This is a genomic window from Cyclobacterium amurskyense (assembly GCF_001050135.1).
Classification (GTDB): domain Bacteria; phylum Bacteroidota; class Bacteroidia; order Cytophagales; family Cyclobacteriaceae; genus Cyclobacterium; species Cyclobacterium amurskyense.
Genome location: NZ_CP012040.1, coordinates 2231229 through 2250007, shown reverse-complemented (window position 1 = coordinate 2250007; position 18779 = coordinate 2231229). Strand labels below are relative to the sequence as shown.

The 18779-nt window shown below is 41.0% G+C and carries 15 protein-coding genes; 5 read left to right on the top strand and 10 right to left on the bottom strand.

The window, feature by feature from the left end; translation table 11 throughout:
• Window positions 1-33 precede the first annotated feature (33 nt).
• Window positions 34-225 (top strand): hypothetical protein, encoded by a 192-nt coding sequence (locus CA2015_RS09270; protein WP_048641651.1) that lies wholly within the window; start codon window positions 34-36, stop codon window positions 223-225.
• Between the two features lie 410 nt (window positions 226-635).
• Here CA2015_RS09270 and CA2015_RS09265 read toward each other — a convergent pair whose 3' ends face one another.
• The 10 genes from CA2015_RS09265 to CA2015_RS09220 all read right to left on the bottom strand — a co-directional run bounded on the left by CA2015_RS09265 (window position 636) and on the right by CA2015_RS09220 (window position 10305).
• Window positions 636-1757 (bottom strand): ABC transporter permease, encoded by a 1122-nt coding sequence (locus CA2015_RS09265; protein ID WP_048641650.1) that lies wholly within the window; start codon window positions 1755-1757, stop codon window positions 636-638.
• On the bottom strand, window positions 1757-2863 hold the full coding sequence (locus tag CA2015_RS09260) for an ABC transporter permease (protein ID WP_048641649.1): 1107 nt from the start codon (window positions 2861-2863) through the stop codon (window positions 1757-1759). Before CA2015_RS09260 ends, CA2015_RS09265 begins: the two co-directional genes overlap by 1 nt.
• A gap of 25 nt (window positions 2864-2888) precedes the next feature.
• Complete coding sequence (locus tag CA2015_RS09255) at window positions 2889-3629, bottom strand: ABC transporter ATP-binding protein (protein ID WP_053086667.1); 741 nt, start codon at window positions 3627-3629, stop codon at window positions 2889-2891.
• Window positions 3626-4531, bottom strand: a complete 906-nt coding sequence (locus tag CA2015_RS09250; protein ID WP_048641648.1) for an ABC transporter ATP-binding protein — start codon at window positions 4529-4531, stop codon at window positions 3626-3628. The genes CA2015_RS09255 and CA2015_RS09250 overlap by 4 nt, the downstream gene beginning before the upstream one ends.
• Window positions 4532-4533: 2 nt before the next feature.
• Window positions 4534-4992, bottom strand: a complete 459-nt coding sequence (locus tag CA2015_RS09245) for an OsmC family protein (RefSeq protein ID WP_048641647.1) — start codon at window positions 4990-4992, stop codon at window positions 4534-4536.
• Window positions 4993-5008: 16 nt separating this feature from the next.
• A complete protein-coding gene (locus CA2015_RS09240) occupies window positions 5009-5917 on the bottom strand; it encodes an HlyD family secretion protein (protein ID WP_048641646.1) in 909 nt (302 codons plus the stop codon).
• Window positions 5918-5930: 13 nt separating this feature from the next.
• The gene (locus CA2015_RS09235) at window positions 5931-7190 is read right to left on the bottom strand and encodes a TolC family protein (protein ID WP_048641645.1); all 1260 of its coding nucleotides are present in this window, start codon (window positions 7188-7190) and stop codon (window positions 5931-5933) included.
• Complete coding sequence (locus tag CA2015_RS09230; protein WP_048641644.1) at window positions 7187-7804, bottom strand: TetR/AcrR family transcriptional regulator; 618 nt, start codon at window positions 7802-7804, stop codon at window positions 7187-7189. Before CA2015_RS09230 ends, CA2015_RS09235 begins: the two co-directional genes overlap by 4 nt.
• Before the next feature lie 305 nt (window positions 7805-8109).
• Window positions 8110-9315 (bottom strand): THUMP-like domain-containing protein, encoded by a 1206-nt coding sequence (locus tag CA2015_RS09225; protein ID WP_240477954.1) that lies wholly within the window; start codon window positions 9313-9315, stop codon window positions 8110-8112.
• On the bottom strand, window positions 9316-10305 hold the full coding sequence (locus CA2015_RS09220) for an aspartate-semialdehyde dehydrogenase (RefSeq protein ID WP_048641643.1): 990 nt from the start codon (window positions 10303-10305) through the stop codon (window positions 9316-9318).
• 131 nt (window positions 10306-10436) lie between these two features.
• Here CA2015_RS09220 and CA2015_RS09215 point away from each other — a divergent pair, with 131 nt between their 5' ends.
• The 4 genes from CA2015_RS09215 (at window position 10437) to CA2015_RS09200 (ending at window position 18473) form a co-directional block, all read left to right on the top strand.
• The gene (locus tag CA2015_RS09215) at window positions 10437-15668 is read left to right on the top strand and encodes a lamin tail domain-containing protein (RefSeq protein WP_169786475.1); all 5232 of its coding nucleotides are present in this window, start codon (window positions 10437-10439) and stop codon (window positions 15666-15668) included.
• 86 nt (window positions 15669-15754) lie between these two features.
• Complete coding sequence (locus tag CA2015_RS09210; RefSeq protein WP_053086666.1) at window positions 15755-16744, top strand: TRAP transporter substrate-binding protein; 990 nt, start codon at window positions 15755-15757, stop codon at window positions 16742-16744.
• A complete protein-coding gene (locus CA2015_RS09205; protein ID WP_048641641.1) occupies window positions 16741-17202 on the top strand; it encodes a TRAP transporter small permease in 462 nt (153 codons plus the stop codon). Before CA2015_RS09210 ends, CA2015_RS09205 begins: the two co-directional genes overlap by 4 nt.
• Window positions 17199-18473 (top strand): TRAP transporter large permease, encoded by a 1275-nt coding sequence (locus CA2015_RS09200; protein ID WP_048641640.1) that lies wholly within the window; start codon window positions 17199-17201, stop codon window positions 18471-18473. The genes CA2015_RS09205 and CA2015_RS09200 overlap by 4 nt, the downstream gene beginning before the upstream one ends.
• Window positions 18474-18779: the final 306 nt, after the last annotated feature.

Genomic DNA, 18779 nt, shown 5'->3' with positions numbered 1-18779 from the left:
CGTAAAGTTGTCCCTTTTTTTATCTTTATAAACATGGAAACAGTAGCCACGGGCATAGACATCCTGTTTTTTATAGCCCTTTTAGGGACGATCCTAGGGCTGATTAGACCAGTAATTGTTCTTTGGTTTATGCACCGTTTCAATAGGCTTAAGGTGCTTAAATATTATGGTATTCCTGCAGTATTCATCTTTTTCATAAAACTTGCCTTGGTCCATTGGGCCTGAAATAAGCGGAAAATACAACACGCTTTTTCAGTGCTTCATTTTCCAAATTCACAATTAAAATTCTTTTATAAGAAATTCTGATGGGGGATTTGCTGCAAAATGCAATTTTAACCCGGATTATGTAATAGGATTCGTGATGAGTGTTGCAATCGCAAGAAAATCAGGTTGTTTGGAGATTTTAGCATAGCATCGCTATGGTGAAATTGAAAACAGCAACGAAGTGGCTGATTTTGAAGCGATTTCAGCACGTAATAGATTGTCTATTGCATATTTCGGGTTTAATCTTTTTTGGTATCATTGAATTGGGCTGAAGAAATGTGAAAACAGGTACGAACTCGCAAGCCCTGAAAACATAAAATCTATCAAGTCGTTTTCATTACCTTACATTTTTACATCTCTTCAAATCGAACTTAATTCACTTTTTTATAACTGTACACAGCCAACCCATTCACCAAGATGGCATAGGCAAAGGTTTTCCATAACTGCGGCAAAATATCTGAAAAACCTGCGCCCTTCAACATTACCATCCGCACTACCTCCACAAAATACCTGATGGGATTGAAGGTGGTTATCAGTTGTGCCCATTTTGGCATGCTCTCTATAGGCGTAAACAACCCACTCATTAGAATAAAAATGACGATGAAAAACCAGGCAATAAACATGGCTTGCTGCTGGGTTTCTGTGAAATTGGAAATAAAAAGACCAATACCCAGAATCACCAATATATAGATCGCAGTATAAAAATAAAGGATACCCAAACTCCCGAGTAGGGGAATGTCAAAGATAAGCTTTGCCAGCACCAAGCCAATACTCAACAAACCCAAACCTATAATCCAAAAGGGAAAAAGCTTGCCAATAATAAATTGACTTTTTTTGATCGGGGTAACATTTATTTGTTCCAATGTCCCTATTTCTTTTTCCCTGACAATATTCATCCCTGAAAGAAACAATGTGATCATAGTGACCAGAAGTACCAATATCCCCGGCACCATAAATGTTTTATAATCCAGTGTGATATTGTACCAATAGGAGGGAATAATTGTAATCAACCCAGCAAAGCCACTTCGGTTTTTACTAACAGCTGACTTCAAGGCTATACTTTGGTTAAATTCCTGAACTATTTGTTGGATATAGGCAGTCTCTACTCCTGCTGCTGCCCCATCTATGGCATCAACGGTGAGTCCTATTGACGTTTTTTCATTGTTTACCAGTTGTCGTTCAAAATTATTGGGGATTTCCATGATCACATTTACTTTTCCCTCCAACATTCCTGAATTCGCCTCAGCATAGGATGAGTAGGGAGCAAGCAGGTTGAAATAGGTCGATGAACGGAATTTTTCAATCAATGCCCTGGAGGAAGAGCTACGGTCTGCATCGATGTAGCCAAATTTTATGTCCTTTACTTCATAGGTAGCTGCATTGGACAGAATAAGGAGTTGAATGATGGGCAAAATAAAAATAATAGGAAGCATTCCCTTATTTCTAAAGATCTGCTTGAATTCCTTTTGTATCAAATATCCGATGGTTTTCATTATTCAAGCCTGATTTTATATTTGTAGGTACTGATTCCAATAAAGAATAGCGTCATGCCTATAAGGATAAGCGTCTCTTTCCATATAAAAGCTATTCCCACTCCTTTCAACATGATTCCTTTAATGATGATGATAAACCATTTGGCCGGTATAATATTGCTGATAACTTGTAAAGGAAGCGGCATACTGGCTATTGGGAATATAAATCCTGACAAGAGGATTACCGGCAGCATTAAACCCATCAATGAGATCATCATGGCCGTCTGCTGCGTCTCTGTTATAGTTGATATTAATATCCCTAAGGACAAAGAAGTAAGGATAAACAACACACTTTCAGCACCTAATAAAATCAGGCTTCCCTGAACGGACATTTTAAAAATAAAAATACTTAGCAATACGATAACTATTGCATTAATGATAGAAAGCAAAATATAGGGAACCACCTTGCCTAATATCACCTGAAAAGGTTTAAGTGGAGAGACCAATAAAATCTCCATAGTTCCCAACTCCTTTTCCTTTGCAATGGATATGGAAGTCATCATAGCAGACACCAACATTAAAATAATCGTCATCACCCCAGGCACAAACATAAATACACTCTTTATCTCAGGGTTGAAAGCCATATGGGTTTGGGTCATAACCTGTGGCCCTCCAACTTGATGGATATTTATGGATTGATTGTACTGCTGGACAATTGATTGAATGTAATTGGTGATAGAATTGGCCGTGTTGGGATCAGTCGCATCGGCAATTAGCTGTAGAGTAGATTGCCCATTTTTCACTCGTTTCTCGCCAAAGTCTTTTTCAAAAACAATGACAGCTTTAATTTTCCCTTCCTTGAAAACCCCTTCTACCTCGGATTCTGCATCTAAGTACCGGTTGATAGAAAAGTATTTGGAAGAGGCCATTTTATTAATAATCTCAATGGTGGTGGCATCCTTGGCATGGTCCATAATAGCAATTTCCACCTTATTAATTTCATTGGTAATGGCGAATCCAAATAATAAAATCTGAGCGATAGGCATGCCAAAAAGGATAAATAGTGACCTTTTATCCCTGTAGATATGGTAGAATTCCTTCCTTACAAAACCAATAAAACGCTTCATTTCGAAAAATTAAATTTCTTTTTATTTATTCGGGATTACTGTTTCTTGCCAGTTTTAAAAAAACCTCATTAAGGTTACTCGCCCCATATTGTTCCTTCAAAAGCTTTGGCCGATCCATTGCTTCAATTTTCCCATTGACCATAATGGATACCTTGTCACAATATTCTGCCTCATCCATATAATGGGTGGTTACAAATATGGTCGTTCCCATATCTGCCGCATGATAGATCATTTCCCAAAACTGTCTTCGGGTAATTGGATCCACCCCTCCTGTAGGCTCATCTAGAAAAACGATTTTTGGTTCATGTAGTAGAGACACCGAAAAGGATAATTTTTGCTTCCAGCCCAAGGGCAAAGCACCAACCAATTGATCAATAATATTTTCCAGTTTCAGGTCCGCCACTAATACCTTTATCTTCTCCTTTATGGTGGATCGGGACAAGCCGTATATCCCACCAAAAAAGGTAATGTTTTCCCGCACCGTTAAATCATCATAGAGCGCAAACTTCTGGCTCATATAGCCAATGTTTTTTTTGATAAGCTCCGTTTGGGTATAGACATCAAATCCCGCTACCATTGCTTCTCCAGAACTGGGTTTGGAAATGCCTATAAGCATTTTCATGGCCGTAGTTTTTCCCGCTCCATTGGCGCCCAGAAATCCGAAAATTTCACCTGCCTTTACTTCAAAGCTTATGGCATCGACGGCCAGGAAATCGCCAAACTTCTTTGTCAGGTCTTTGACGGTTATAACATTGTTTTCGCTCATTTTTTTGCCATTTCCATGAAAACATCCTCAATGGTAGTTTGGGTTAAACCAATATAAACCTCTGAAAGCCCATTTGCTTTCAGGTATTCTTCCAGTTCAGGCACATCCAAATTGGAACGCCTATCTGTATAATGTACATACTCGCCAAATGGATACACACTGTACATGTTAGGGAAATCCCGAAGCACTTGTATCAATTTATGCCTTTCCTTGGCCCCTATTTCATAAATTGCTTTGGGGTACTTTTGCACAATATGCTGCGGACTGTCAATTTCCAGGATATGCCCATCCTGCATAAGGGCTACTCGATCACATAAAGCGGCCTCATCCATATAAGGTGTGGATACCAAAATCGTAATGCCTTTTGCCTGAAGGCGTTTCAGCATGTCCCAAAATTCCTTTCTTGACACCGGATCCACACCAGTGGTAGGTTCATCCAAAAAAAGCACTTTGGGTTTATGAATCAAGGCGCAACAAAGGGCTAACTTTTGCTTCATCCCCCCAGATAACTTTCCAGCCCTCCGGGTTTTAAAGGGTTCTATCTGTTCATAGATTTCCTTGATCAGATCATAATTTTTTTCAAGGGTTGTACCAAAAATTGTAGCGAAAAATTGCAGGTTTTCCTCCACCGTCAGGTCTTGATAAAGTGAAAACCTACCTGGCATATAGCCAACGGATTTTCGAATAGCAATATAATCCTCCACTACATCCATCCCTGCTACTACTGCCGTACCAGTATCTGCCAATAGCAGGGTGGTCAAAATTCGAAACAAGGTAGTTTTCCCTGCACCATCAGGCCCTATTATCCCAAACAATTCACCTGGATTTACATCAAATGAAATGTCCTGGACAGCACTTATTTCGTTATAGGTCTTGCTGATTTGGTTGAGGGAAATACTCATTTTTATTCCTCTATTTTAATGGTAATGTTAAGGGAGATCTTTGATTTAATTGAATTGGAAATCAAGCAAGCCGCTTCAGATTTCTGAACAATTCGTTCGGCACGTTCTCTATCTTTTTCAATGGAGATGGTCACAGTAGGAGAAAGGATAATTTCTGTCATGGCAAATTTGCCTTCTTCTTTTGCCAAAATTCCTTTGGCATTACAGCTAAAAGCAGAGAAATCCAGTTTGCTATTTTCTGCGATGGCCAAAAATGTAGTCATCAAACAACTACTCACCGAGGCAGTAAATAAATGCTCTGGGGACCAGATATTGGGCATTCCTTTAGGGAATTCCGGAGGTGTTGCCACAGCTATACAATTGGACGAATCAGAGTCGCCCATTTTAAGTTCTGGGGAACACATAAGCCCTTTTCTATCTACATTCCAATTGATATTTACATTGTACTGATGGTTTTCCATGGTGTTTTTATGTTAATTATAAATTGCTTTCCTTACTTAAGTCATTCTCGATCCACATTTCTGCAGGCATACCTATTTTTAGGGCGCCATCGTTTTTCACCTTAATTTTTACTGCATAAACCAGATTAACTCTTTCTTCCTTGGTTTGGATGATTTTGGGAGTGAACTCAGCAGTAGATGAAACCCAGCTAACTTTGCCATCATATGCCTTCATTCCCTCATTTGAATCTATTTTTACAGTTACAATTTGCCCAATGCTGAGGCTAGGTAATTGTGTTTCGCTTATGTAAACCCTTAAAAGCATATTGTCCAGATCCGCAATTTTATAGAGTGGCTTCCCAAAAGAAACCACTTCCCCAGCTTCAGCGAATTTCCCCAAAACAGTTCCATAAATTGGGTTCTTTAAGACACTTTGAGCGATTTGTTGATCGAGCTGAGCTATGCGGGCATCAAAGGACAAGGCTTCTTTCTCAATAGGCAATTGCTGACTTTGAACGTTTTTAATCTGCTTTTTTAAAACTTCCACCTGATTGCTTCCTCTATCCAACTGCTGTTGAGTAGCTGCCCCATCAGCAAACATTTTTGAGACACGGTCCAATTCTAAAACTGCGTTTTTCAATTGTTCTTTAAGCACATTAATCTGCGAAGAAATGCTACCGGATTTTGAGGATACCGTTTCCTTGGAGGCCAACAATTGCTGCTTTGACAAAAATAAAGGCAGGGTATCCACCAAAGCTACAATGGTCCCCTCCTCGACCACCTGCCCTTCTTCTACTGCTAAAGACAATAATTTTCCGGAAGACTCTGCTGAAACAGTAATTTCAGTTGCCTCAAAATTACCATAGCCATCTGCTTTCTCTTCATTTTCACAGGATACAATACCAAGCAGAAGAATACTTGATAAAAATAGTTTGAAGGTTTTCATTTTGGATCTGTATTTAAAAGTCACCCTTAATTAATTTATACTTGGCTTGACTCATGACCAACTGTATTTCAGTCAACTTTTGATTGATTTTTGCATCATAAAGCTTGTTGAGATCAATGATGTAAGCCGAAGAAGTGATGGTTCCATTTTGAAATTGGGAGGTATTTGATGCGATTACTTCTTCCCGCAAGTTTACTATGGCCGCATCCTGTTCTAGAATTTCTCTGTACTTGCTTATGTCTTCCCAGGCTTCTTGCAGTTGAATTTCATTGTTGAGCACAAAGGTTTCTTTTTCCGTGGCTACTACCTGCTTTAACGCTTCTACACCCAGCTTTTTTTCCTGATTTTTACCCCAGTCAAATAACCTCCAATTGAACTTTAAGCCTACCATATAAAATTCCTGGAAGGAATTGTCCAGCATATTTAACCCAGGATTTCCATAACCTGCCTGAGCAAATCCCATTACACTGGGGGATTTTTCTTTATCAATTAACTCTTTAGAAATATCTAACTGCTGTGCCTTGTACTCAAATAGTTTTAATTCCGGCCGGTTTAACGGAGTATTAGAGGCCAACAGAATTTCAGGTTTCAACAGGGTATCACTAAGCGCGATATCCTTAAAGGTGAGAGAGGAAAGGCTTTCCAGCGCTTTTTTGCGTTCATATTTAAGGTGAACTTTTTGTTGCTCCAATAACAAGAGCTCAGCCTGCAAAAGTTGATTGGAGGAAGGCAGGGCCATTCCATTTCTAATGGCAGAGACCGCTTCCTTTGCACGCTCCTGTAATATTTTCATTTTTGAATCCAGAAGTTTTTCCTGCTCCTGAAGTAGTAAAACTTTGAAATAAGTGCCATTGACTCTTTCCTTAACTTGGTAAATGGTAACCTCCACCTCCTGTTGCCGGGTTTTTAATTCTGCTTGTTTTAACCTGGCGTTGGCCGCAATGCTGCCTCCATTATAAATCAACTGGTTGACATCTAGTGTTGCTCTATATTGATCTTTGTTAGGAGGTTGGATATCAGCATTCGGTAATTCTATAGGAATCCTGGTAACATCAGATTGATAGGTAGATTGCGCATTCAGGTCTAGCTTTGGAAGCTTCTGCAATTCGAGCACATTGACCTCAGATTGAAATTGTTGCTCCAACAAAACCTTTTGACGTGCAAGCGGATAATTCGTTTCAGCAAGGGTGAGGCACTCTTCCAAGGTGAGTACCTGCTGTGCAGGTACAAGAAGGGGAACCATCGCCAGGATAAATATTAAAATCCCTTTCATGTTTTTTTAATTGAGTTGATAATAAATTCTGAAACAACCCTTTTACGTTGTTCCATTAGCTGCTCAAAGTCATCCTCTCCCATTTTCAAAAAACCTTTAATAAGAGGCTTCGCAACAAAGGGAAATATATTCATCGAGACAATGGTTACAAATAATTGCTCCCCATCTGTAGGTCTCAAAATTCCTTGTTCGACCTCAAGTGCTACTTGATTTTTGAATTTATCAAGGGATGGAAAGCCATTATTATTTTTGATCATTTCAAAAAACCCAGGATTGCGATTAGATTCTTGAATGATAAAATTGGGTAGGTAAGGGTGCTTCTTCATAAAAGAAATATAATTATGGGTAAAGCTTTTTACCTTTTCCTCAACCGAAGAATCATCATTTAAGACCTTATTGAGCTGTGGAGCCAATAAGGAAAATGCATTTTTAAACACCGCTTCAAAAAGCAATTGCTTGCTTCTGAAATAATAATGCAACATGGCTTTATTGATGCCCGCTGCATTTGCGATCTCCTGCATTCGGGCTCCATCCATTCCCTTCTGGTGAAAAACCTCCTTGGCTGCCTCCAAAATTTTCGCTTCAGTATCTTGATTAAACTTTTTCTCTGTCATTTAACTGTATGGTTTAACCATATGGTTAACAAATGTAAAATTTTTTCTAACAAAAGAAAATTGATTAGCGAGAAAGTTTATTATTAACCTAAAATACTCTAGGTCAGAAGGCTAATAAAAGGTTAATCGTCACTGCCTTGGGGGAGGAATTCTGTGGCGGAAAAGGGTGTGGCAGTCTCGGCTTAATGTCAGACTATTTCAACCCGAAATATGCAATAGACATTCTAATAAATAATCCGGATTCAAGCTTATATTTTAGAATGTTTACGAAAAAATCCCCCTTTAAAACAAAGGGGGATTTTGACTTATTTACTTTCTTGAGAAAGTCTACACCTCAATACAGATGTCTGGCCATCCTTTAAGGTACAGGCAATTAAATATTCATTCCCCCCATCTTTAAGCTTGTATCGTTTTTTGATAAGGTCCGGCTTTATAGGGTAATTGCGTGTCAATACATTCACCTTCCCATCCGGAAAACGTGCTTTAAGGATTTTCTTATCCAACTTCAATTCCTCCAAAACTTCAAAAATCCTACCATTGACCTGCTCGGGTAATTCATTTGCAGTATATAGATGAGTATGTGGATGCAGTTTGCTTAATCCAAAACGAACAGCAAAGCTTTTAAAAGCTCCGGCTTTCAAAATGCAAGAATAGGGCAACACCAGGAATTTTTGTGGCAAAGAATAATTGACTGAGGCAGTCATTTCTTCCTCCATGGTAAAGGAAAACTGTTGTTCCTTATTGTTCCCTAATTCAGTGGCTATCACTTTGGCTTTTTCATTTGTGCCATTGTAGAGAAACAACAATTCTTTAACCTCATTTTTTACAGCCACTACATGTACTTCATTCACTTCTGGCAAGTCCGTAAGCGCTGCTTGAATGTCAAGCATAGGCGAGGCTTTTATCAAAATCACCCTGGCTTTTTGACGAAACAAGTTCCAATTCTGGGTTACATCTGGTTCAAGGTCCTTAAGCTGATACATCTTTTGATTCCCTGTACCTCTCCTAGCAGGATCAGCATAAAGCACACCGTACTTTGCCTGGGTCTCCTCAATAAAATGAACGGATTCCCCATGCAACACATTAAGTTTAATGCCCTGCTCCTTTAATAGCCTGGAAAGATTGTGTTGCGCTAGATCCACTAGTTCTTGCTGTCTTTCGAGATAGGTAATTTCTTTGAAATTCCTGCCTATAAAAAAAGTGTCTACAGCAAAGCCTCCTGTAAGGTCAATAAAAGTTTTGCCTGACACCAATTTGGCTTTGTACACCGCCGTTAGCTCAGAGGAACACTGTTCCATAGACAAGCTAGGTGGAAAAATTAGGGAAGGGTAACTGGCCCAAAAAGGGAGTTTTTTGGCCGCCTTTTGTCGCATAGCGATTTGTTGGGCAGCTACTTTTAAGTCTATTCCAGGCGCAGACTTATGGCTTAAAAGCAAATGTGCAGGATCTTCCGTAAGATGATCCTGCACAAACTGCATCAATTCCTGATGATATATATTTTCAAGGTTCACTTAAACCATGCTGTGTTCCAATAAATACTCGGCTATCTGCACCGCATTTGTTGCTGCCCCTTTTCTAAGGTTATCAGCTACAATCCACATATTCAAGGTATTGGCTTGGGTCTCATCTCTTCTCAACCTTCCAACAAATACCTCATCCTTTTTATGCGCATTCAAAGGCATAGGATAGATATTGTTTGCCGGATCATCTTCTACGATTACCCCTGAAGTGTTGGCCAAGAGTTCCTTAACTTCAGCAAGATCAAAATCATTGTTGAATTCCACATTTACAGCTTCAGAGTGACCTCCCATGACAGGGATTCTTACGGCTGTAGCAGTAACTTGGATGGAATCATCACCAAAAATCTTTTTGGTTTCATTGATCATCTTCATTTCCTCTTTGGTATATCCATTTTCCTGGAACACATCAATATGAGGCAATACATTCAAATCTATTTTATAAGGATAAACCATCTTCGCGGTTTCACCTTTTCTCTCAGCCATCATTTGATCCACTGCATCTTTACCTGTACCTGTTACGGACTGATAAGTAGAAACTACAATTCTTTTGATGCCATATTTTTCATGCAAGGGTGCCAATGCCAATACCATCTGAATGGTAGAGCAATTAGGATTGGCGATGATACGGTCATCAATTCTTAGGCTTTTACCATTAATTTCTGGTACCACCAATTTTTTTGAAGGATCCATTCTCCAAGCAGAAGAATTATCAATCACTATTGTACCCACTTCAGCAAACTGAGGTGCCCATTCCTGAGAAGTACCTCCACCGGCGGAGAAAATTGCCACATCAGGCTTTTCTGCAACTGCCTGTTTAAGGCCAATTACCGTATACTCCTTACCCTTATAAGCTATCTTTTTTCCTGCAGAACGCTCAGAGGCAACCAACAATAATTCATCGAAAGGGAAATTGTGCTCTCCAAGCACTTCCAGGATTTCTGAGCCTACCAGTCCGGTGGCTCCAACTACGGCTAACTTCATTTTGATTATAATTTTGACCGATTAAACTTTCCCGGTTCTGTCCCGGGAAAAAATTCTTTATGTAAGTACCTAATTAGTACAGTTTTAGTTATATTAATGTTATGAAAACCATCGCTTTAATTTGGACTTTCATGGCATTCCCCTTATTTGGTTTCACAATTTCACCAACAAGCGAAATTTTAGCCAAACAAGACTTTGAAGCCGAATTTACCCTTGCCTCCTACCCTGATGAATTTTTACCCGGCTGGTCAGCAAACCTGATCCGTTCAGGAAATTCCAGAGTCTTTCAGGCTGCAGGCGATGGAGTAAATCAATCCAAAGCACTGGGTATCCAAACTACCGGTAGTTTCAATGCGCAAATTTACATAAAAACATTGACTGTTGGGTTACAACGTCCTATAATTTCATTTTGGGCTAAAACTAAAAACAACGGATCAGGCAACAGACCGGTTACTTTGACCCTCGCTTTTTCTACAGATCAAGGAAATTCTTTTAGCGATCCCCTGCAAATTGGTACAGAAAATAGCTTTCCAAATGAGGACACCGCCTATCAGCTTTATAGCCTTCCTTTGCCTGATTCGCTTAGCAACAGGCAGGCAATAACACTTAGATTGGAGGCCATCTATGGACAAGGCGCTGGTAGTGCGGCCAGGTTGTTTTTGGATGACTTTAGCATATCGGATTTAGAAGAACAAATTGACTCCTTAACGGCAAAGCTACTGAACACGGAAAAAGACAGTTCCCTTTTATTGGAATTCAACCAACCTGTATCCTTAATTTCTAAAATTACTAGGCTGGACAATACTTATGGTCAACCTACGGAAGTCTCCCAGGTAAAAGACAATCAGGTACTCCTAAAATTTGACGATTACCTTTATAACAACACTTACCAACTTCTTTTTGAGCAAATAAAAGGCTTGGTTTCAGACAAAATATACACAGACTGGACTTATACTTTTGACCTTGATCAACCAACACCAACAGGAGTGATTGTTATCAATGAGATCATGCCGGATCCCAACCCGAAAGGATTGGAACCTCCCAATCCCGTCTTGCCCAATGCGGAATTCATTGAGCTTTTTAACCGAACAGACAAATCTATCAGGTTAAATAAATTCACTTATAACGAAGCCATAATTCCACAGCTAAGCCTCGGCCCACAGGCTTACCTGATCCTTTGTTCAAACACAAATCAGGAATTGTTTGAGCCTTTTGGTCAGGTTGCTGGCATGGAGGCATTCAAGACACTGGTTAATAGCGGGGGAGAGATCATCTTGAAAGATGGCTTTGGAAACCTGATAGATAGTCTGCAATATGATCGCTCACTTTATGCCGACAAGGAAAAAGAAAACGGCGGTTGGTCCATTGAACAGGTCAACCCATTTCTCAACTGTAGCGATCCTTACAATTGGAAAGCTTCTCAGGCCATAGAAGGGGGAACTCCTGGAAAGATAAACGATAGGTTTAGCGAAGCCCCAGACCAAAGGGTTTTTGAAGTGCTGGAAATCCGGCCTATCGCAACCAACCGGATTCAGCTCACTTTTTCTAAAGCACTGCCCCAAAAACTGCCGCCCGAAACAACTTTCTCACTCAATGGACAGGAATTGGAACTGCTGGAACTCACTCCTTATACCCTGCTTCTTTCAACTCCAGCCCCACTGATCTCTGGAGAAGGCTACCAATTGAACATCGCCAATTTACAGGATTGCAATGCTGTGCCAATGGAAGGAAGCACCCTTACCTTTACCTATGATGGCAGCCCTCCGAAAGTAATGAATCTTTGGGGGATCGATGAAAAAACCTTGGTTTTGGTTTTTGATGAGGATATTGATCCAGTTGAAGCCCTAAAGTCAGCTAACTATCAGTTTGTGCAAAGCGAGGAAATAAGTTTCCAAGCCAGTGTTAGGGAAGAAGCGCCAAAGGAAGTTCAGCTTGACCTTTCAGAAGCGCTGATCATGGGTAAAACTTACCAATTGAGCCTTACAAATATCGCTGATCTATCAGGAAACCAGATTCTTTCAGATACAATTTCCTTTGATTGGGAAGATGTATTGGATACGGCCATGGTTCATTCTTCCAATTCGGTGAAGGTGATTTTCTCAGAAACCCTAAAGCTGGAGACGATCACAAACCCGAAAAATTATCAGGCTGGATCAGCCCTTACACATCCTGTCAAAGTCCTGCTAGATCAAGAAGAAAAAAACAGCTTTATTCTGGTCTTTGATGTGGAAATTCAGGAAAACGAAATACAGCATTTGCTGGTACGCGGTATAAAGGACAGAGAAGGTAAATCCAGAATCACCTTAAAAAAAGAATATATACGGGATACCAGGCCAATTACATTGGATCAACTGGAAATCCCTACCGACCAAAGCCTCCTGTTGACTTTCAACAAAGCACTGGATCCAAAATGGGCTTTGTTACCTCAGGTTTACAGGATAAAAGAGAAGAATGAACATCCCAATAACCTAGAAATGCCCAATAAACATCAAGTATTACTGCAGTTCCCTTTTAAATGGATTACCGGTGAGGAGTACCAATTGATCATCAATGGCCTTGAAGACAGCTATGGAGAAAAGATGTCCAAGCCGATAGAACGAACCTTTATCTGGGATACGCTTGCCCCGGCAATTGACACGGCCTTTGTGATCAACCCTTATGCATTGGAAATCATTTGGAGCAAAAGCATTGATGCGCCGGATTCATTGTTGATCAACAATCAATTTTATACCCAATTTGAGCTTAGGGAGGCTGGAAAAAAAATAACCGTCAACAACGAGGCGGGCTGGCCTGTAGCAACATTGGAAATAAAACTTCCTTTGGTTACCAGCAAAAGTGGAGAGGCTGCGGAAAACCTTATATACTCCATCGACAACAGTCTACTGTCAGTAGCAGAGGCCATGATTTGGGATGAGGAATCCATCTTAATTACATTCACGAAATTTTATGATCCAGCTACGGTTATATTTCGGGAGCAATATAAAATCGATGGGGAGTTCCCAAAGGAGCTTAGCCAGGAAAACACCTATCAGGTCAAACTACATTTGTCCGAAAACTTAACATTGGGAAAAACCATTTCCCTTGAAATAGCTCCCATTCAAGATGTGCCAGATCTGTCGGGAAATTTATTCCAAGAGGAATTGCGCTACGAAGATGGAGTGACGGATATTTGGCTGGAAAACGAGCAACTACTCATAATCAACCATGAAGCAGGGCTTCAAAAAAACCAGACTTGGCTCAATGCTTTTCAATTCATAGAGGAAGGATACCAATTGGAACCCTTTTTAAGTCAGACCTATGCCAATCAAATTCAGGTGCTGATTTCTCCTCCACTTCCCACTGGCCTTCAATTGACCTTGAAAATCCCTCCACGAATATTAAACAGCAATCTAATTTTGCCTGGAAGTTTAAGGGAGATATCCTGGAACCCGCTCCCTCCTAAATTATTGGATGTAGTGGTGCTACCAGACAAGCAACTGGCCTTGTATTTTGACAAAAAACTGGACCCTATTCTGGCCATAGTCCCTCAATTCTATAGCATAAGCAATGAGGCTCCTCAAACCGTGCATTTGGAAGACAACGGAAAAGAAGTGATTTTGGAATTCGAAAATACCTGGTCAGACAGTACCGCACTTTCCTTAGAAATCCGTCAACTCGAAGACCTGGACGGGAATGAAATCGACCCAATTGTTTTTGACTTTGTCTACCAACAAGTAGCTGTTCCAGGTTTAAAAGATTTGCTGATCAATGAGGTCATGCCTGCTCCCAGAGAGGGAAGTGCATTGCCTGCTTCTGAATACATTGAAATATTCAATTCCACCGACAACACCATTAATCTTGGAGGCATGAAACTGGCCAACTCAAGAAACCAAAGCCTTCTTCCCCGGGAAGAAATAAAACCAGGAGAGCATGTTATCCTTTGCCCATCATCTTCAGTAGCCGCTTTTACCAACTACGGAAAAGTGATTGGCTTAAGTCCCTGGCCTGCCTTATTGAACGGGGGAGACGAATTGTCGTTATCGAATCACAAAGACGAGCTTGTGGATAGAATGACCTATGGGCCAGAAATCCCACTAGCCAGCGAGGTGCTGACCAATGGCTACAGTCTGGAATTGGTCAATCCTTGGGCCACTTGTGAGGGGCTAGGCAATTATGCACCCTCAAGGAGTGAGACCAAAGGTACCCCGGGAAGCACCAATTCCGTTTTTGACAACAGCCCGGATCGCATTGCTCCCCAACTGATCAAAGCTTTTGTCAGAGACAAATACCAAATCGTATTGCAATTTTCTAAACCTTCTGCTGAAAATACTGGAGAGGTAGCCGATTTTGAAATTGTCCCATCCATCAAAATCCAAAGTGCTGTAAAAGATCCCAATGATCCTTTTCAGTGGATCCTAAGTCTTGAGGATTCTTTAAAAGTAAATCAATCCTATGAAATTACGGTTGAAAATTGGAGGGGTTGCTCGGGAAATGCTTTGGACAAGGAAAGCAATACAGCCTTTATAAAAATACCGGGTTTACCCGCTGATGGAGACATCGTTTTGAATGAAATCCTTTTCAATCCCCCAGGTGGAGCGCCCAAGTTTGTGGAGATTTACAACAATTCAAGTAAGCTGATCAACCTTAAAAACTGGAAATTGGCCAATGTCACAGAAGGAGCAATAGACAACAGGAAAATAATAGCAACAGAAGACCTTATCCTCGACCCCTTTTCCTACCTGGCACTTACTACAGATCGACAAAGCCTGATCACCTACTTTCCAAAGGCGGTAAATCGTCCAGTTTTGGTAATGAGTCTACCTAGTTATCCCATCCGCTCAGGAACAGTAGTTTTATTGGACCCGGAAGAAAAATGGCCAGAAAGGTTCGATTATGATGAAAACTATCACCATGGATTTCTGAGGGATGCAAAAGGAATTTCTTTGGAAAGGTATGCGTTGGACAAATCTGCAAATGACCCTAACAACTGGCATTCTGCCGCGGGTACTGAAAATTTTGCTACTCCCGGTTATAGAAACTCTCAGGTATTTGATGGCAAAACGGCAGGGGTTGGATTGACGATCTCACCGGAAATATTTGTTCCCCACGCAGCAGGAGAGCAACCCTTTACGACCATTTCCTACAAAATGGACCAGCCCAATTATCAGGCAACACTAAGAATTTTCACTCCTACTGGCATACAAGTAAGGCTCCTATGTCAAAATGAACTCTGGGCGGCCAATGGATTTTATACCTGGGATGGTACAAACGAAAAGGGGGAAAAGGTAGGCGCGGGCTATTATGTGATTTCCGCAGAACTCTTTCATCCCAATGGTCATGTGCAGCACATCAAAAAAACCGTGGTGGTTGGGGCTAAATTTTAAAAATTGAATGCCATCGGTTATAATTTTTTGTACTTTGGATTGATTTTCCAGAATTGAATGGAAAATTTAATAAGAACAATTTTATAATGAACCCAAATCGATCAATTCCCTTTCTGCTGCTTTTTTTGGTAGCCAGTTTTTGGAGCTGTGCGCCTTCTGATGAAAAGAAACCCGAATACGTCCTTCGCTTTGGACATTTGGCCAACAACCAACACGGCTGGCACCTGGCCAGTTTGAAATTTGCAGAGGAAGTAAAAAAGCGTTCCAATGGCAGAATAGAAGTAAAGGTCTACCCCAACGAACAACTGGGCAAGGAGATGGACGTTTTGACGGGGCTTTTGGTGGGAAGTGCGGACATTATGATTACCGGGGAATCCTTACAGAGTTGGAGTCTGCCAAAGGCCATCCTTTGCGCTACCCCCTTTGCCATCCGGGATTCTGATCACTTAAAAAAAGTCGCCGGTGGCCCATTAGGAAAGGAAATCGAACAGCATATTTTGGATGGGGCCGGATTCAGACCCATCGCCTGGTTTGAAAGAGGCGCCAGAAACCTTACCTCCAACCGAATTATTCGGCATCCCGACGATCTTCAGGGAATGATTTTGCGGGTACCTCCCGTATCCCTCTATGTGGATACCTGGAGCGCGCTGGGAGCCAAACCTACCCCCATGGCATTTTCAGAAGTTTTTACCGCCTTGCAACAATCCACCATCCACGGTCAGGAAAACCCTTTTGCCTTGATCAAAGATGCTGGACTCTATGAGGTGCAAAAATATTGCATGCTGACCTCCCATGTGAAAAGCTGGGCCTATGTGGTCATGAGTGGTAAAAAATACGACAGTCTTCCAAAAGACCTGCAAAAAGTAATCGATGAATCTGCTGAAATAATGCAGGAATACGAACATGAGTTGTTTTTAGTCCAGGAAAAAAAAGACTACGATTTCCTTGTAGAAAAAGGAATGGAGTTCATAGAAGTGGACAATGAAGCTTTTCAAACTGCTGCAAAGGAGGCCGTTTTGCAATCCTTTGATGCAGAGCAAACAGATCTTTTAAACAGAATCCTGCAAGTGAAATGACAAAATCTCCCTTCCCTACCCTTGATAAAGTACTGGGTTTTCTGGTTAACCTGAGTTTTATATTAATGATTGCAGTGGTTTTGTTGCAGATCATTGCCAGATATGCTTTACCCTGGTCTCCCAATTGGACAGAGGAATTGGCCCGTTTCTGTTTTATTTACCTGGTCAGTATGGGAGCAGCCCTTGCGGTAAAAGACAACGGATATGTAAGCGTAAATTTTTTACTGGACCGTCTTTCGCCCAAGTACAAGTCCTTCTTGGAGAACATTATTTTGGTCTGCATCATTGGCTTGATGTTTACCCAATTTGTAGTAAGCCTGCCATTAATGGAGATCGTAAGCATACAAAGATCACCTTCCATGAACCTTAACATGGCATTTATGTATGGTGCCATGGCCATTATGGGACTATCCGTAGCCTTTTACAGTACCTTGAAATTAATTGAAAAAAATAGATGACTGCACTTTTATTCATTGTCTTTTTGGTTCTCTTGGCCATAGGCTTTCCGATCGCCTTTGCCTTAGGCATTTCTGCATTTACCTATTTGCTGTTCAGTGACATCCCCCTAATGGTGATCCCGCAAAAAATGTATGCGGGCATTGATGTATTTGTATTGCTGTCCATTCCCGGGTTTATTTTGGCGGGAAACCTCATGAATGCCAGTGGCATCACCAGCAGGATTATCAATTTTTGCAATGCCCTATTGGGACATATTCGGGGAGGGCTGGGATTGGCCAATGTGGGTGCATCCATGTTATTTGGAGGCATATCCGGTACGGCCATTGCCGATACCGCCAGTATTGGTTCCGTAATGATCCCCGCCATGAAAAAAGAAGGCTATGATGTTCCTTTTGCCTGTGCCGTTACTGCTTCATCCTCCACCATAGGTCCGGTTATTCCTCCGAGTTTGCCCATGATTATTGCTGCCACACTTACCGGGCTTTCCGTTGGGAAGCTATTTGTGGCTGGAATTGTTCCTGGTTTGCTATTGGGGGTAGGTTTTATGCTGATTACTTACCTTATCTCCGTAAAAAGAAAGTACCCCAAAAGAGAGCGAAAATCACTTGGCTTTATATTTAAAAGCTTTTTTCAGGCCTTTTGGGCCATTATGATGACGGTGCTTATCCTTTTTGGCATCATCGGCGGGGTATTTACCCCAACTGAAGCATCTATTGTGGCGGTAATTTATGCCATCGCTATTGGACTTTGGGTTTACAAAGAGTTAAAGATTAAAATGATCCCTGCCATATTGCTTCAATCGGCAAAAACAACAGCTGCTTTGATGGTTCTGGTAGGCTTCGCCAACCTCTTTGCCTGGATCATGACCGTGGAAGAATTGCCCCAGTTGATAGCCAATAGCTTGCTGGAGTTGACCAACAACAAGATCATGTTACTCTTATTGATCAATCTTCTCCTGCTGTTTGTAGGTGCCTTTATGGAAACCATTGCCGCCTTGCTTATCCTGTTCCCCGTTTTATTAGGAGTAGCAGTAAATGTGGGAGTAGACCCTGTGCAGTTTGCCATCATCATGGTTTTTAATCTGGTCATAGGCCTGACCACTCCTCCGGTTGGGGTTTGTTTGTTTGTGGCTTCCAGCATAGGTGGCATATCCCTTGAAAAAATAGCGGTAGCAGGCTTGCCCTATCTGATGGTGAGTATTTTTGTACTCCTATTGATCACCTATATCCCTGAAATAAGCCTATGGTTACCTGGCTTGTTTTACGATTAAGTCTGATTAGTTATTTACTTCCAATCAAGGAGGTTTGCGGAAATGAGAACTTATTGCTGAATTGATGACATTGAAACCGGCTGACTTAATTTAAAGCCAGTAACGCACTCGTCAATTTGGAAAATAGCAAAACCCCCCTTCTAAGGGGAAAAAGGGGGATTTCTAACGCAAACATGCTGAAATATCAGGTTGATATAATGGGACATTCAAATTGGGGTGTTGCATAATAAATCCCTCCCTCCCCTGTCGGGACAGGTCCTCCTCCCTTACCAAGAGAAATTTGTGGCAAAATAAATTTGAAGCTTT